Annotated in this window: 13 protein-coding genes; all 13 read left to right on the top strand. The window is 46.5% G+C overall.

What is annotated here, in order from left to right; all coding sequences use genetic code 11:
• The first annotated feature begins 1 nt into the window (after position 1).
• Entirely contained in the window at positions 2-1,078 is a 1,077-nt protein-coding gene (rfbB, locus tag ACM6HV_RS23665; RefSeq protein ID WP_186448452.1) for a dTDP-glucose 4,6-dehydratase, read from the top strand.
• On the top strand, positions 1,075-1,968 hold the full coding sequence (rfbD, locus tag ACM6HV_RS23660; protein ID WP_047598695.1) for a dTDP-4-dehydrorhamnose reductase: 894 nt from the start codon (positions 1,075-1,077) through the stop codon (positions 1,966-1,968). The genes rfbB and rfbD overlap by 4 nt, the downstream gene beginning before the upstream one ends.
• The gene (gene rfbA / locus ACM6HV_RS23655) at positions 1,965-2,855 is read left to right on the top strand and encodes a glucose-1-phosphate thymidylyltransferase RfbA (RefSeq protein ID WP_414905425.1); all 891 of its coding nucleotides are present in this window, start codon (positions 1,965-1,967) and stop codon (positions 2,853-2,855) included. The genes rfbD and rfbA overlap by 4 nt, the downstream gene beginning before the upstream one ends.
• A gap of 56 nt (positions 2,856-2,911) precedes the next feature.
• Positions 2,912-3,835, top strand: coding sequence for a glycosyltransferase (locus ACM6HV_RS23650; RefSeq protein ID WP_145594178.1), 924 nt, complete (start codon positions 2,912-2,914; stop codon positions 3,833-3,835).
• Complete coding sequence (locus ACM6HV_RS23645; RefSeq protein ID WP_414905424.1) at positions 3,832-4,794, top strand: UDP-glucose 4-epimerase family protein; 963 nt, start codon at positions 3,832-3,834, stop codon at positions 4,792-4,794. The genes ACM6HV_RS23650 and ACM6HV_RS23645 overlap by 4 nt, the downstream gene beginning before the upstream one ends.
• Positions 4,791-5,807, top strand: a complete 1,017-nt coding sequence (locus tag ACM6HV_RS23640; protein ID WP_145594174.1) for an MraY family glycosyltransferase — start codon at positions 4,791-4,793, stop codon at positions 5,805-5,807. Before ACM6HV_RS23645 ends, ACM6HV_RS23640 begins: the two co-directional genes overlap by 4 nt.
• A 324-nt stretch (positions 5,808-6,131) precedes the next feature.
• Entirely contained in the window at positions 6,132-7,070 is a 939-nt protein-coding gene (locus ACM6HV_RS23635) for a glycosyltransferase family 2 protein (RefSeq protein WP_145594172.1), read from the top strand.
• A 182-nt stretch (positions 7,071-7,252) separates the two neighbouring features.
• Positions 7,253-8,083, top strand: a complete 831-nt coding sequence (locus ACM6HV_RS23630) for an ABC transporter permease (RefSeq protein ID WP_414905423.1) — start codon at positions 7,253-7,255, stop codon at positions 8,081-8,083.
• Positions 8,073-9,476: an ABC transporter ATP-binding protein gene (locus ACM6HV_RS23625; protein WP_145594166.1), complete on the top strand. Its 1,404-nt coding sequence runs from the start codon at positions 8,073-8,075 to the stop codon at positions 9,474-9,476. Before ACM6HV_RS23630 ends, ACM6HV_RS23625 begins: the two co-directional genes overlap by 11 nt.
• Complete coding sequence (locus tag ACM6HV_RS23620) at positions 9,469-10,668, top strand: sulfotransferase family protein (protein ID WP_414905422.1); 1,200 nt, start codon at positions 9,469-9,471, stop codon at positions 10,666-10,668. The genes ACM6HV_RS23625 and ACM6HV_RS23620 overlap by 8 nt, the downstream gene beginning before the upstream one ends.
• A gap of 23 nt (positions 10,669-10,691) precedes the next feature.
• Positions 10,692-12,707 (top strand): rhamnan synthesis F family protein, encoded by a 2,016-nt coding sequence (locus tag ACM6HV_RS23615; protein ID WP_145594160.1) that lies wholly within the window; start codon positions 10,692-10,694, stop codon positions 12,705-12,707.
• Positions 12,708-12,821: 114 nt separating this feature from the next.
• Entirely contained in the window at positions 12,822-14,651 is a 1,830-nt protein-coding gene (locus ACM6HV_RS23610; protein WP_414905494.1) for a rhamnan synthesis F family protein, read from the top strand.
• A gap of 77 nt (positions 14,652-14,728) precedes the next feature.
• On the top strand, positions 14,729-16,156 hold the full coding sequence (locus ACM6HV_RS23605; RefSeq protein ID WP_414905421.1) for an MBOAT family O-acyltransferase: 1,428 nt from the start codon (positions 14,729-14,731) through the stop codon (positions 16,154-16,156).
• The last annotated feature ends 2 nt before the right edge of the window (positions 16,157-16,158 follow it).

Genomic DNA, 16,158 nt, shown 5'->3' with positions numbered 1-16,158 from the left:
CGTGAAAATTCTAGTTACCGGCGGCGCCGGGTTCATCGGCTCGGCAGTCATCCGTCACATCATTTCCAACACTACCGACTCTGTGGTCAACGTCGATAAGTTGACTTATGCCGGTAACCTGGAGTCTCTGGCAGAAGTTAGCCAGGATCCGCGTTATGCATTTGAGCGCGTTGATATCTGCGATCGTGATCAGATCGACCGTGTCCTGCGTGAGCACCAGCCCGATGCCATCATGCACTTGGCTGCAGAGTCCCACGTCGATCGCTCGATTACCGGCCCATCGGAATTTATCCAGACCAACATCATCGGAACCTATACGCTACTGGAAGCTGCGCGCCAGTATTGGGCTGCACTGGATGATGTGCGTAAAGCCAATTTCCGTTTTCACCATATTTCGACCGACGAAGTTTACGGTGATCTTGAAGGGCCAGAAGATCTCTTTACCGAGACTACTCCTTATCAGCCAAGTTCGCCTTATTCGGCCAGCAAGGCCAGCTCCGATCATTTGGTTCGCGCATGGGCTCGTACTTATGGTCTGCCGACGCTGGTTACAAATTGCTCAAACAACTATGGCCCTTGCCACTTCCCTGAGAAATTGATTCCGTTGATCATTCTCAATGCGCTGGAGGGCAAGCCGCTGCCGGTTTACGGCAAAGGCAACCAGGTTCGCGACTGGTTGTATGTCGAAGATCACGCTCGTGCATTGTATAAAGTCGTCACTGAAGGTGTGATTGGCGAGACTTACAATATCGGCGGACACAACGAAAAGCAGAACATCGAGGTGGTTCACACACTTTGTGCTTTGCTTGATGAGTTGCGCCCTGATTCAGCCCATCGACCGCATGCAAGCCTGATCACTTACGTCCAGGACCGCCCGGGCCACGATCAGCGTTATGCAATTGATGCCAGCAAGATCCAGAAAGAGTTGGGCTGGACTCCGCAAGAAACGTTCGAGTCGGGAATTCGTAAAACTGTCGAGTGGTATCTGACTAATACCGAATGGGTGGAGCACGTGAAAAGCGGCAGCTACCAGCAGTGGATTGATGCCAACTACAGCGACCGTTCGGTGGAAAAATGAAAATCTTGTTGCTCGGCAAAAATGGCCAGGTTGGCTGGGAGCTTCAACGCGCTCTCGCCCCCCTTGGTGATTTGATTGCACTGGATCGTAATGCGGTTGGTGAATTGTGCGGTGATTTGGCAAACCTCGACACACTGCGCTCGACTATTCGTCAGATCAAGCCCGATGTGATTGTGAATGCCGCGGCATACACCGCGGTAGATAAGGCCGAGTCGGACAAGGAGTTGGCTGATCGGGTCAATGGTGAGGCGACCCGTGTGATGGCAGAGGAAGCAGCGCTTCTGGATGCTTGGCTGGTTCACTATTCAACTGATTACGTGTTCAGCGGTCTCGGTGTGGATCCTTGGCAGGAGACAGACGGCGTGGCTCCGGTAAATCATTACGGAGCCAGCAAGCTTGCGGGTGAGCAGGGGATTCTGGAGTCCGGTTGCAAGCACCTGATCTTCCGTACCAGTTGGGTATATGGCGCGCGCGGTAACAACTTCGCCAAAACGATGTTGCGCCTGGCGAAAGACCGCGAAAGCCTCAATGTAATCGCTGATCAGATCGGCGCCCCTACAGGTGCAGATCTCATTGCTGATGTTACTGTCTTGGCTATTCAGAAAGTACAGCAAGCACCTGAACTGGGTGGCCTGTATCACTTGGCCGCCGGTGGTGAGGTTTCTTGGCACGGTTATGCGGTTCACGTCATTGACTTCGCGCGAGCGGTGGGTGAGGAACTGGCAGTCAAGAATGTGAGTCCGATTGAAACGACGGCCTATCCTACCCCTGCTCGCCGGCCATTGAATTCGCGTTTGAATACTCAAAAAATCCGCGACAATTTCTCTCTGCACTTGCCGGATTGGCAAGGTGGTGTGACCCGAATGCTTATGGAAGTTTTAAATAAATGATCACTACAAATCGTAAAGGTATCATTCTCGCTGGTGGTTCGGGTACGCGCCTACACCCGCTTACCCTTGGCGTATCCAAGCAAATGCTGCCTATCTACGACAAGCCAATGATCTTCTATCCGCTGTCGGTGCTAATGCTTGCGGGTATGCGGGAAATTCTCATTATTTCTACACCTGAGGATTTGCCTTGTTTCCGCAAGCTACTGGGAGATGGCAGCCTGTATGGCATAAAGTTGTCCTATGCGGAGCAACCAAGTCCTGATGGTTTGGCTCAGGCATTTATTATCGGTGAGGAATTTATTGGCAAAGATCCTTGCTGTTTGATTCTTGGCGACAATATTTTCCACGGCCATCACTTCTCGGACAACCTGCGCGCTGCCAGTAATCAGGAAAGTGGGGCTACAGTTTTTGGCTATCATGTTTCTGACCCTGAGCGCTTTGGTGTCGTTGAGTTTGATGATTCTGGCCGTGCCTTGAGTATCGAAGAGAAGCCTGATCAGCCAAAATCCAGCTATGCAGTAACTGGCTTGTACTTCTATGACAATCAGGTTGTTGATATCGCCAAAAGCATCAAGCCGTCAGAACGAGGCGAGTTGGAAATTACTGATGTCAACCGAGTTTATCTTGAGCAAAAAGCGCTTAGTGTTCAAATGCTTGGGCGTGGTTTTGCATGGCTTGATACAGGGACTCATGATTCTTTGCTCGAAGCCAGCCACTTTGTGCACACCATTGAGCATCGTCAAGGATTCAAGATTGCGTGTCTTGAAGAAATTGCCTATACCAATGGGTGGATTAACGCTGAGCAACTTGGGTCTCAGGCAGAACGCCTGAAAAAAACCGGGTACGGTCAATATCTACAAAAACTATTGGATCATGGCTCGCTGTAAATAGAGCGAAGCACACTCTGGATTAGTAAATCCAGCACCGTCTATGCAGGATTCGCATGCCAGTAGAAAATCAAAGCGTTGCAGTTTTGCTGGCTGCCTATAACGGTATGCTTTGGATCGAGCAACAACTTGATTCGATTCAAGCCCAATCCATGACCGATGTATCGATCTACATCAGTGTCGATTCGTCCACCGATGGCACTGAGGCTTGGTGTGCTGCCTATGCAGCACGTCATTCCAATGTGGTTGTTCTGCCACCGCAAGGCAAGTTCGGTGGGGCCTCACGTAATTTCTTTCGCCTGATACGGGATGTCGACTTTTCCAGGCACGACTTTGTTGCCTTTGCCGATCAAGATGATATTTGGCATGAAGAGAAGCTCGTTCGGGCGACCCGCACGCTGATTGATCATCAATTTGACGCATATTCGAGCAACGTTACTGCGTTTTGGGCAGGCGGAAATGCTCGCTTGTTAGACAAGGCCCAACCGCAGGTTGAATGGGACTACTTGTTCGAGGCAGCAGGGCCGGGCTGCACCTATGTGTTAGGGCGCAGACTTGCAGACGCTCTTAAAGCTTCACTCCTTACTAATTGGTCTGCGCTACAGTGTGTTGATCTGCACGATTGGTACTGTTATGCATTTGCTCGTAGTCGTGGGTTCAAGTGGGTGATTGATCCTGTGTCCACGATGCAATACAGGCAACATGAGCGTAATCAAGTCGGTGCGAATACTGGGTTCAAGACATTAGTCGCACGTTACAAAACAGTGCGGGACGGTTGGTGGTTCAAGCAGGTTCGAATAATTGTAGAGTTGTTGGATCTGATTGAGGAACGATTTGTTCGTCAGTGGATTGGCTTTAGCCGCAGGGAGTTAATTTTTCTGTCATTGAGTTCATGCCAGTGTCGGCGACGTAAACGCGATAAAGCGCTTTTCTTTATTTTATGCTGGGTTGCAGCGCTGTCAGGGACGAAGAAAAGATGAATCAACCGTTGGTCTTGGTTACGGGGGCAACAGGGTTCGTAGGTGAGGCGGTAGTTTTTAAGCTACTTATTGATAAGGCATTTACGCCACTAGCTACCGTGCGTTCCCAGTCAAAAATCAGTGGGCTGTGTAAAACTGTTTGCTGGGATATGAATTCACCTGATATCGGGTTTGCTCTTGATGGTGTTCACGCAATCGTTCACTGTGCTGCCAGGGTTCATGTTATGGACGAAACTGCACCGGACGCTCTGGCGGAATTCCGGAAAATCAATGTCAACAGTACGTTGAATCTGGCGCGAAATGCCGCCAGTGCGGGCGTAAAGCGTTTTATATATATAAGCTCAATTAAAGTTAATGGTGAAAGTACTCTTCCAGGTCATCCGTTCACGCCTGCTCTAAGCTCAGTGCCGAAAGATCCTTATGGGTTGTCAAAATTCGAAGCAGAAGAGGGGCTAAGAAAAATAAGTTTAGAAACAGGTATGGAGTTGGTCGTTATTCGACCTCCGCTAGTCTATGGGCCAGGCGTCAAGGCGAATTTTCTTGATATGATGAACTGGCTGGACAGGGAAATTCCTCTTCCACTAGGTGCTATTCATAACCAGCGAAGCCTGGTATTTGTTGAAAATCTGGTGGATTTGATTGTCACCTGTATCAGTCACCCTTCCGCTAAGGGGCGTGTATTGATGGTCAGTGATGGTGCAGATATATCCACATCACAGTTGCTTGGATTAATGGCGAAAGCTTTAGGGAAAAAAAGTCGCTTGCTTCCCGTTCCGGTAACTCTATTGAAATTGGCGGGCTTTTTGACAGGGCGCAGAGCCGTGATTCAACGCCTTTGTAGTTCACTGCAAGTTGATATCAGTGAAACATGCAGTTTGTTGGGGTGGTTTCCTCCGATTACAAGGGATCTAGCGTTTCGCCGCAGTGCGCTTCACTTTCAGGATAATCGGAAGTTATGATTTTCTGTTGGCTATTGATATTTGTTCTTTGCATCTCCCTCGTGTTGACGTGGGCGCTGCGCCATTACGCACTCAATGCAAGCATAATGGATGTCCCGAATGAGCGAAGTTCCCACACTGTACCTACCCCTAGAGGCGGGGGCGTTGCGATTGTTATCTCTTTCATTGCAGTGCTTCCGATACTTGTCAGGTTCGACTCTTTAACGCTGTCTGAGGCGGCAGCAGTTGGCGGCGCAGGCTTACTCGTAGCCATTTTAGGCTTTGCTGATGATCATGGGCATATCGCTGCTAGATGGCGACTTTTGGGGCATTTTATCGCTGCCGCCTGGGTTTTGTTCTGGTTGAACGGGTTGGCACCCATTTTATTTTTTTCCCAAGTATTAGATATGGGATGGGCTGGACCAGCATTGGGCGCGATGTATCTGGTTTGGGTTCTCAATCTATATAACTTTATGGATGGTATTGACGGTCTTGCAAGTATAGAGGCTATTTGTGCTTGTTTAGGGATGTGTGTCATTTACTACGTTGCGGGAACACCAGAACTTGTCGGTGCGCCTTTGTTACTGGCTGCAGCGGCCATGGGGTTTCTCTTTTGGAATTTTCCTCCTGCGAAAATATTCATGGGTGACGCAGGTAGCGGGTTTCTTGGTATTGCGATAGGTGGGCTTTCTCTTGTTTCAGCTTGGCATTCACCTCATTTTCTATGGTGTTGGTTGATATTGCTTGGCGTCTTTGTGGTAGACGCCACGTTTACACTTATGCGCCGAATTACCCGAGGCGAAAAAATTTATCAGGCTCACTGCAGCCACGCTTATCAAAATGCTTCAAGGTACTTTAAGAGCCATCGGTTTGTTACGTTGGCTGTATTCGCAATTAACATACTTTGGCTCCTACCCATTGCTGTGCTGGTCGCCGTTAATGCCTTGGAAGGTGTGGTAGGAATTTTGCTGGCCTATTTTCCAATCGCTGTTCTTGCCTGGAGGTTTGAGGCGGGAGCGGCTTCACACCAATAGGGGGGGGCTTTCGTGACTTTCGAGGGTTATCTACCGTGAGGGGCAACGTTGGCCAGAATGTTTCTAAGAATCACGGTCCAGCGGTGATATTTTGAGATCCAGGCGTGGGTTTGATAAGATCAGACACCCTGATATTCGTATTTCCTTCGATTTCAGGATCCCCACGCTGCTGATGTCAGAGCCAATGATTTCTGACAGTAGCCTCCGTTTTTTGACAAAAGCCCCGAAGGTATCGAACATGCTCCCCCCGAAAAACGTTTTGCACCTTGGAAAAGCGGTCTGCGTACGGTGAGTGACTCTTTTTTAGTCAAGGAAAGCAATGCGGTGAGCGTTAGTAATGAGACGATTGGGAAGGTCGCGATATTACTTTGCACCTATCAGGGGGAGCGCTATCTCGCGCAGCAGATAGACTCTATTATCAGCCAAACTTATGATAATTGGGTTATATATGCGTCTGATGACGGATCACAAGATCATACCTTGGAGATTTTGCGTGTCTATCAAAAAAAGATAGGCGCAGAACGATTTTTTATACTCTCCGGTCCGCAGAAAGGTTACGCGAATAATTTTATTTCTTTAGTCAAAAAACAGGATATCTCCGCGGAATATTATGCGTTCTGTGATCAGGACGATATATGGTCAGTAGATAAACTCTATGTTGCTATTCAGTGGCTAAAAAAATGCGCGGTAGACACCCCTTCACTTTATTGCGGGCGAACAGCGCTGGTTAATGAATTTGGAGTGAGGGTTGGTAACTCACCACTCTTTAAATATCCGCCAAGTTTTAAGAATGCCCTGGTACAAAGTCTTGCGGGCGGAAATACGATGGTGTTCAACCATGCGTTGAAAGCAATAGCTGGCGTTACCGCCAATTCAGACGTCATTTCACATGATTGGTGGTTTTACATACTGGTGACGGCTTGTGGTGGTCGAGTTTATTACGATTTCGAGTCGCATGTCAGCTATAGGCAGCATTCAGATAATGTTATCGGTGCCAATGCAGGTGTTTTATCCGGTTTTACGCGCCTAAGGAAAATGCTCGGTGGTCGTTTTCTTGAGTGGAATAGACGCAATATTAAAGCGATTGATCCATTAAAAGAGCGTATGCCGCCCTCAAATTTGATGGTCCTGGAGAATTTTGAAAGGGCTAGATGCTCGCCGTTATTGAAGCGCTGTATCTTTTTAATACGTTCAGGTGTTTATAGACAAACATTGCAGGGGAATTTGGCTCTCTGGGTTGCCGTGTTGCTTAATAGAATTTGAATAGGATTATGTATGCAGGTGTGTAGATTTAAAGTTTTAGCGGAAGAATCATCAGCTTCAAAAGGGAGCATGGAGGTTTTTCCCCGTGTGTCAGTGTTGGTCTATGCAGTTTATATCAGTAGTTTCTTTGATTATTGAAATTATTTTGTTTGTTAGATAGTGTGATGCTTCTTGGAGTGGCTATGGCCAGTTTTGTTGGAAGTTTAAAAGCAAGTGTATTTGCACCGGTTGTTTCGGTTGTGCGTAATCGTTCTTTGATCCTTGCATTGAGCAAGCGTGAAGTGCTTGGCAGATATCGGGGGGCTAGTTTTGGCCTGTTATGGTCGATTTTAAGCCCTTTTTTGATGTTGTGTGTTTACGCTTTTGCATTCGGCAGCATTCTTAATAGCCGCTGGCCTCAGCCAGCCGGTTCGGTCAATAGTTTTGCGATAATTCTTTTCGTAGGTCTTATCGTTCATGGTTTTTTTGCGGAGTGTTTCACTCGTGCTCCAATGCTGATTACCAGTAATGTAAGTTATGTTAAGAAGGTTATTTTTCCGATTGAAATACTTCCTTGGCCGATGGTGGTCTCGGCGTTGTTTCATACCTTTATGAACGTTGTAGTTCTAATCATACTAAGGCTGGCAGTCGATCATCAATTTTCTTGGAGTATTATTCTTTTGCCGGTAGTATTTTTACCCTTGGTCATATTGATGTTGGGGGTTGGCTGGTTTCTTTCAGCGCTAGGTGTTTATATTCGGGATGTCAGTCAGGTTACGGGAGTACTGTCCACCGCACTGTTGTTTACCTCTTCGGCTGTAGTGCCGGTTAATGCCATCCCAGAGCAATATCGATTTGTATTTTCGCTCAATCCATTGACCTTTATTATCGATCAGGCTCGAGAGGTTTCTCTTTGGGGGGGGATGCCTGATTGGAGCGGATTGGGGCTGTATGCCTTGGCCAGTTCTCTGTTTGCATTAGTCGGTTATACATGGTTTTCAGCGACAAGAAGGGGGTTTGGCGATGTGCTCTGATTCTGCAGTAATTGTGAGCAATGTAAGTAAAAGCTTTCCTGTGTATGACAAACCTCATCATCGACTTCTGCAGATGCTTTCTCCAGTAAGTAAGAAAAAGATATGGTTTAGAGAGTTTCATGCTCTAAAAAACATTAGCTTTGAAGTCAAGCGTGGAGAGACGTTTGGAATCGTTGGTCGTAATGGTTCCGGTAAGTCAACTTTACTGCAGCTAATTTGCGGCACGTTATTTCCTAGTCAAGGTGAGATAAAGGTTAACGGACGAATCGCTGCACTACTTGAATTGGGTGCTGGCTTCAATCCGGACTTTACCGGCCGTGAAAATGTTTACTTGAATGGTTCTGTACTTGGCCTTTCCAAGGAAGAAATCGATTCTCGATTTGAGGAAATCGCAGCATTTGCCGATATCGGCGATTTTATAGAGCAGCCGGTAAAGAGTTATTCAAGCGGAATGTATGTCCGTTTGGCTTTCTCCGTAGCCATCAACGTGAGCCCGGATTTGCTTATTGTAGATGAGGCGCTGGCCGTTGGTGATGAAGCTTTCCAGCGTAAGTGTTTTGCACGTATTCAGCGTCTGAGAGATGACGGTTCTACGATTCTGTTCGTATCTCATTCTGCCGGGATCGTAACAGAGCTTTGTGACCGAGCTATTCTCCTGGACCAAGGCGAGTTACTTGCCGTTGGTGGTCCAAAGTCGGTTGTCTCCAAGTATCATAAGCTAATTTATTCTCCTGCTGACTCTGTAGAGGCACTGAGGGCAGAAATAAGATTGCAAGCAAGTGATGAATTGCAAGGCATTGATAAGTTTGTTTCGGTCGCCGATAAAGTCGATTCAAAGTTGGTAATCAGTGCTAAAAAAGATGCTGAGGCCAAAGAGGATGCTTATTACGATGAGGGCATGGTCCCTCAAAGTACATTAAGTTACAAGTCCAACGGCGTGTCCATAATTAATCCTCAAGTCGAGACTCTCGATGGTCGCCGAGTCAACGTGATTCAGGAAGGTGAGGCCTATAATTTTGTGTACGAAGCAGACTTTTCAGAGTCTGCCGAGAAGGTAAGATTCGGGATGATGATTCGTACTACATCCGGGCTTGAACTGAGCGGTGCAGTCAGTTCCACGATCCAGGATGCGATCTCTATTGTAGAAAAGGGAACTCGAGTCAAGGCTGTCTTTCCTTTTGTTTGCCAGTTAATGCCTGCAATGTATTTTTTGAACGCTGGGGTGCTGGCTGTTCTAGATGGACAAGAGCAGTTCTTGGATCGAAAAATCGATATTGAAATGTTTCGAGTGCTGCCTAACCCATCACGCCTTTCTACCGGTTTGACGGATTTGGTTGAATCGCCCGATTTATGGTTTTCCTCGATAGATTTATCGGTAACTAATCATGAATAACCCTACAGCAATTTTAGTGTTGGGAATGCCTCGTAGCGGTACCTCGGCAGTCACCCGTGTGCTCAATCTACGCGGGGCGGCGTTGTCGGGAAATTTGTTGCCTGCAGCCAAACCTAACCCTAAAGGTTTTTTTGAAAGCGCAGACGCGTTGGCCATTCATGAGCGTCTATTAACGGCTTTAGGGCGCACCTGGTTTGATGTCAGTGAGATGCCTGATGGATGGCTTGAGCATCCAGCGACCCATAAGGCACATGATGAACTTGTCGGGCTGGTTAGACGTGAATATGGCGACCAAGCGCTGTGGATTATCAAAGAGCCCAGAATGTGTCGTATTGTTCCTTTGTGGCTCCGAGTGCTTCGCTCGCTGAACATAGCGCCCCGTGCGTTGCTGGTAACCCGCCATCCGGATGAAGTTACGAGTTCTGTCGCTCGAATGGTCGGTGAGGATAAGTGGGGGGCCAAACATACTGAAATTCTGTGGCTTGAATACTTTTTTGAAGCTGAAAAAGCTACGCGTGAAATTCCTCGATCAATAATTACCTATGATCAATTGTTGATGGATTGGGCTGTCAGTGTAGAACGGGTTGCGTCCGAATTGGAGCTTCAGTGGCCCGTTTCGATCGAAGATTCGAAGCAAGAAGTTGATGCCTACCTGGGAGTTGAGAATCGTCATCATGATCACAATTCATACGCAGATCCGCAACGCAAAGAGAGAACTTTTGCAGAGCGTGTGTATTCTGTATGCAATGAAATGCGGAGTGATTACTGGCAGGTTATCGAAAATGCACAGATCGAATTCTCCGAAATGCTGGCTCTTTTCTCTTCGCCAATGCGCGAGGCAGTTGATAGGGCTCTAGAGCAACGAGATGAACAAAATCTCTTGCAGCAGGCTGAACTCCAGGCGCTGAGGCAGCATCATAACGATGTTTTTTTTAAGCAACATACTGAGTTGAGCGAGCTGAAAGAGTCGCACAAGAAGATGGAGGAGGCGCTCTCCGAAAGCAGGGTGGAGATATCCAGATTGATAAATTCACTCAACGAAGTTTCATGTGAGCTTGGCGTCGTGGCTGCGCGAGAAGAAACTTGCCAGCAGCAGTTGCATGATGCCCAAGTGAGTTACGAGGACCTCCTTGCGCTTACCGCTAGCAGGACGTGGTTGGTAAAAAAACTCTTTTCGATTGCAAAAAAATAAGCCTTATTTGAATTGGTGGTTATATGAAGCGCGTACTATTTTATCTTTTCTATGATGAGCAGGGTCAGGTCGATGACTATGTTACTCATAAATTGAAATCGCTGAAGGACAGTATTGATACAATTTTTGTCGTGTCAAATTCTGCGCTGACAGTTGAGTCGAGAAAAAAGCTTGAAGATGTTGTTGATGTCGTTTATGTCCGTGAAAATATCGGTTTTGATGTTTGGGGATATAAAGAAGCTATGGAGACTTTTGGTCTCGATAAGCTAGAGGAATATGATGAACTGATTCTGATGAATTACACGTTCTTTGGTCCGATTTTTCCGTTTTCTGAGACGTTTGAAAAAATGGACGCGATGGAGTGTGATTTTTGGGGTATTACCGCGCATAAGGCGATGGTGCCCAACCCATTCACTGGTCGTGATGAACTTCCACTTCATTTAAACTCGCACTGGATTGCCGTGCGTAAGAAAATGTTCACATCTCCGGAGTTCAAGCAGTATTGGCGTGAGATGCCAATGATCAACTCCTATGTGGACTCTATTCTTCAACATGAGTCTCGCTTTACTAAACATTTTAGTGATTGCGGATTCAGCTTTGAGGTTACATTTCCTGTAGAAGATTATCCAACTGAATACTCCGCGTTCCAGAGTATTGAGTTGATGTTTGAGAATCGCAGCCCGATTTTAAAACGACGCCCGTTTTTTCACGATCCAATATTTCTAGAACAAAACGCAATGACCCTGAAAGGGGTAATGAAAAGAATAGAAGAGGACAGTGATTACGACACTTCTCTTATTTGGAAGAATGTTGTCCGCAGTACTCAGCCGCGAACGCTTCATACCAATATGGATTTGCTCGAGGTTCTTCCAGGTGAAGATTTTGAAGAGCTGAATAGTAAGCCGCGCCGTATCGCGGTACTGGCTCACTTGTATTATGATGACATGCTTGAAGAGGCTATGTCGTATATTACTAATATTCCATATGCCTATGATCTTTATATCACTACTAGTGATGAGCAGAAGAAAAAAAATATCGAGCTTGCGCTGCTAAAATATGATGTGAATAAATTTGAGGTGCGTGTTACGGAGGAAAATCGTGGGAGGGACATGGGGTCCCTGTTCATGTCGCTTCGTGATGTTCTTTTGTCAGGTAAATATGATTATCTGTGCCGGGTTCATTCAAAAAAATCCCCGCAAAATGGTCATAATATGGCGTTGCTGTTCAAGCAGCACATGTTCGACAACCTCTTGCACAGTCCTGGATATGTAAAGCGCGTTATTGGGTTGTTTGAAAAAAATGAAAATTTGGGAATGGTTTTTCCTCCCGTTGTTCATATTGCCTACCCTACATTGGGACATGCCTGGTTCGAGAACCGCAAACCCGCGACGGAGTGGGCGAAAAAGTTAGGCATTACCACCGCATTTGATGACTCAACACCAGTGGCGCCATATGGAACGATGTTTTGGTTCCGGCCAGAGGCTATCAAGAAAATTTCAACCTATCCATTCAAATGGTCCGACTTTGCTCCTGAGCCGAATCATATGGACGGCGGTTTGGCTCACGTACTAGAGCGCTTGTTAGGTTATTCGGTGATGAGTGATGGTTATCACATGAGATGTGTCATTAACACATATCAGGCATCAATCAATTACACCAAGTTGGAATACAAGCTTCAACGTCTTGGTTCTATGTTGCCTAACGGAAATATACAGTATCAAATCCAATGGTTGGATAAAGCCAAGGATATTTGTAATCGCGTAGACCACTATGCCTCAGCGAACAATACTTATGTGCCGCCTGCCGAGTGGTTGGATCAAGCGAGAGAGCTGCATGAGAAACTGGTAACATTCTTGCCAGGTGGCACGTTTCGTGAAAAGATGGGAGCTTTGGATCAGGCTCGCCTCTTGAATGACAAATTGAACTCTTTCATGGGCGATTCGGATGTTTTGACCCGCCTGCGCTGGGTGGATCGAGCGAAGCTGTCCGTTCAACGACGAGTATTGAATCGACTCGTATCGTTGTTCAGAGGTAAGTAAGCAGCAATGATAATGGCGAATCTAACGGTTCGCCATTATCATAAGTCTACGCATGTGCTTTTGAGTGTAGGGTACATACGGTTTGTTTGAGAGCTTAACGGAATCAGATTGAATATGCGTAGAGTTGCTTTTTATCTTTTTTATGATAATGACGGAGTTGTGGATGACTACATAGTCTATAAGCTTCGTAAGCTTCGTGCGCACGTCGATACCATATTTTTCGTTTCTAACTCTGAAATTGCTTCAGGTTGTCTCGAGAAGGTTGAGCAATTAGTCGATACTGTTTACTGCCGGAAAAATATCGGTTTCGATGTTTGGGCTTATAAAGAGGCGATAGAGAAGTTTGGTTGGGAGGAGCTCCGTCAGTACGACGAGGCGCTGTTTTTAAACTATACCTTCTACGCTCCGGTTTTTCCTTTTTCGGAGCTGTTTGATTCGATGAGTGAAGCAAAAGTGGATTTTTGGGGGGTGTCTGCTCATAATCAGATTTCGCCAAATCCATTTACTGGTAAAGGCATTTTGCCGTTTCACATTCAATCGCACTTCATCGCTGTGCGAAATGAGATGCTTTGCTCTGATAGTTTTTATAAGTATTGGCATGATATGCCAATGATCAAGTCTTATGAGGATTCTATTTTAAAGCATGAGGGGCGTTTTACCCAGCATTTCAAAGAGTTGGGTTTTCAATGTGCTGTTTATTTAGAACCTGCGACTTACAATACCGATCATCCGGTTTTCTCCGAAATTGATTTAACCATTGAACGACGTTCGCCGATTTTAAAGCGACGGCCTTTTTTTCACGATCCCGCTTTTCTCGAATCCCAGGCAATTGATGTCAAACGTGCATTGGATTATGTACGAGAGAGGTCAGATTATGACGAAGCGTTGATCTGGAAAAACCTGATTCGTACCACGCCGTTGCGTACGCTTTATACAAATCTCGAGCAATTGAGTATTCTTTCAGACTCTCATGCTAATTCCATTTCTCCTCGGCTCCCCCAGAAGAGGGTTGCAGTCATCGCGCATATTTATTATGTCGATATGCTGGATGAGATAATGGATTTGATAAAAAATGTTCCGTTGAGCTGTGCGTTATTTGTCACTACTGACTCCGAAGAAAAGCAAACGCAAATCATCAATGCTCTCAGCGATTTGAGTGTGTGTGATTTTTCGGTATTGGTTTGCGCTTCCAATTTTGGCAGAGATACATCTGCATTATTTATTACTTGCCGCGATGTCGTGCTCCAAGGCGGATTTGATTATATTTGCAGGCTTCACAGCAAGAAGTCACCGCAAGATGGCTGGGCGAAAGCGTCGATGTTCAAGCGCCACTTGTTCGAGAACCTTCTTTCCAGTAATGAATATGTAACCAATGTGCTTGAGATGTTTGAAGCCGAGCCGTGGGTGGGGGTTGCAATGCCGCCTGCAGTGCATATTGGCTATCCCACCCTAGGGCACGGATGGTTTCTCAATAGAGAGCGAGCTGTAGACGTTGCAAGAAAAATTGGCTTGAACGTCCCTCTAGACGTAGAGACTCCCATCGCAACGTATGGCTCGATGTATTGGTTTAAACCGGAAGCGCTGAAAAAGCTGTTTGAGCATGAGTGGAAATGGAGTGACTTTGATGAAGAGCACTATGGAGATGGAGACCTTCCCCATGTGCTTGAGCGGCTAGTTACGTATTGTGCTCAAGATGCTGGTTTTATAAGTCGGTGCATAATGACACCCGCGCAGGCGTCGAAGAACTATGTCAAGCTGGAGTATAAGGTGCAGGCGCTATCTAGTTGTTTTCCTTCGGGAGACCTGCGTGAACAGATGCAAATCGCCAGAACGGCACGCTTCGCAGGGGGAGTAATAGTTTCTTTGAAGCGTTCTATAATGTTCAGATTTCCACGGCTTGCACCACTTCTACGTAGTGGCTACCGTTGGGTGTTGAAAAAATAATAATGCCGAGAGGATGTCGATCTCGCCATTCTCTTGCGTAGGCAACAGTGCCATCGTTACCAACTGGAAAGTAGATTATGGTTTTTAGTTCTTACCTATTCATTTTTCTGTTTTTGCCCGCCTTTTTAATAGCTTACAAGCTAGTTGGGCATCGACTCAGAAATATTCTGATTCTGGTTGCAAGTCTGTTTTTTTACTACCTCGGGGACGCAAAAGGGGTCTGGATTCTCTTGGCTGCCATTGTCGGCAACTACGCGTTCGGTTACTTGATTGCTATATATCGACAGTCGGGCAGCGATGAAGGGGCAACTAAAACTGCCAGGATTTTTCTTATTCTTGGTCTTTTTTTCAACTTGTCGGTGCTAGGTTATTTTAAGTACATTGGTTTTATTACGCAGAACATCAATATCATTGCTGAGAAATTTGGTCACCCGTCGGCGGTTCCGGTTATATCGGTTCTTTTGCCTCTAGGTATCAGTTTTTTTGTTTTTCAAGGTATCAGCTATCTGGTCGATGTGTACCGTGGCACCATTCAAGCAACCAAAAGTCTATTGATTTTCGGTACATTCAAGTCGTTGTTTCCACAACTTATTGCCGGTCCTATTGTCCGTTACCGTGATATCGCAGCAGAGCTTCCGGATCGATCTGTCAATCCCGATATGGTCGTTGAGGGGATTACCCGATTTGTTATCGGCTTTGCAAAAAAAGTGTTGTTGGCTGATACCTTTGCAATCACTGCTGACGCCATTTTCGCACTGCCCTCGTCCGAACTGAATTTCGGAACGGCCTGGTTGGGTGCTGCCAGTTATACGTTGCAAATATACTTCGACTTTTCCGCATACTCTGATATGGCTATCGGATTAGGTCTGATGATGGGGTTCCGTTTTCCGGAAAACTTCAACTACCCTTATAAGGCGGCATCTATTCGCGACTTCTGGCGCCGCTGGCATATGACCTTGTCCGGGTGGTTTCGTGATTACGTATATGTACCTTTGGGTGGTAACCGAGTTGGCGCCGCTCGAACTTACGTTAACCTCATGGCGGTTTTCATTCTGACAGGGTTATGGCACGGCGCTTCTTGGACATTCGTCGCTTGGGGCCTATGGCATGGTCTTTTCCTTGTTATAGAGCGCTTCACCAATATGGAGAGTCGCGGCATACCGTTCGTGCTGCGTTGGTTATATACCCTTGCAGTGGTGGTTTTCGGTTGGGTACTGTTCCGCTCTGAAACATTCGAGCATGCGTTCCACATGAGTGCCTTGATGTTGAACCTTCGCAGCGGCCCGGAAAATTACGTTGTCGCCGAGTATATGAGCAACGGATTGTTGTTGGCCTTGGTGGTGGGAGCAATCCTCAGCTTCCCAGTTTATAAGTGGCTGTGTGATCGTCTATCATCCAGTCAACGAGTTGCTGTTGGCGTATTTGGACTCGGTTCACTCTTCCTGCTTGCAAGCATGAAAGTTCTTTCCGGCGCATACAGCCCTTTTCTCTACTTCCGGTTTTAATA

Source organism: Pseudomonas sp. IT-P260 (assembly GCF_949768395.1).
Taxonomy (GTDB): domain Bacteria; phylum Pseudomonadota; class Gammaproteobacteria; order Pseudomonadales; family Pseudomonadaceae; genus Aquipseudomonas; species Aquipseudomonas parakoreensis.
Note: the sequence above shows the minus strand (reverse complement) of the source record. Positions and strands in the feature narration are given on the sequence as shown.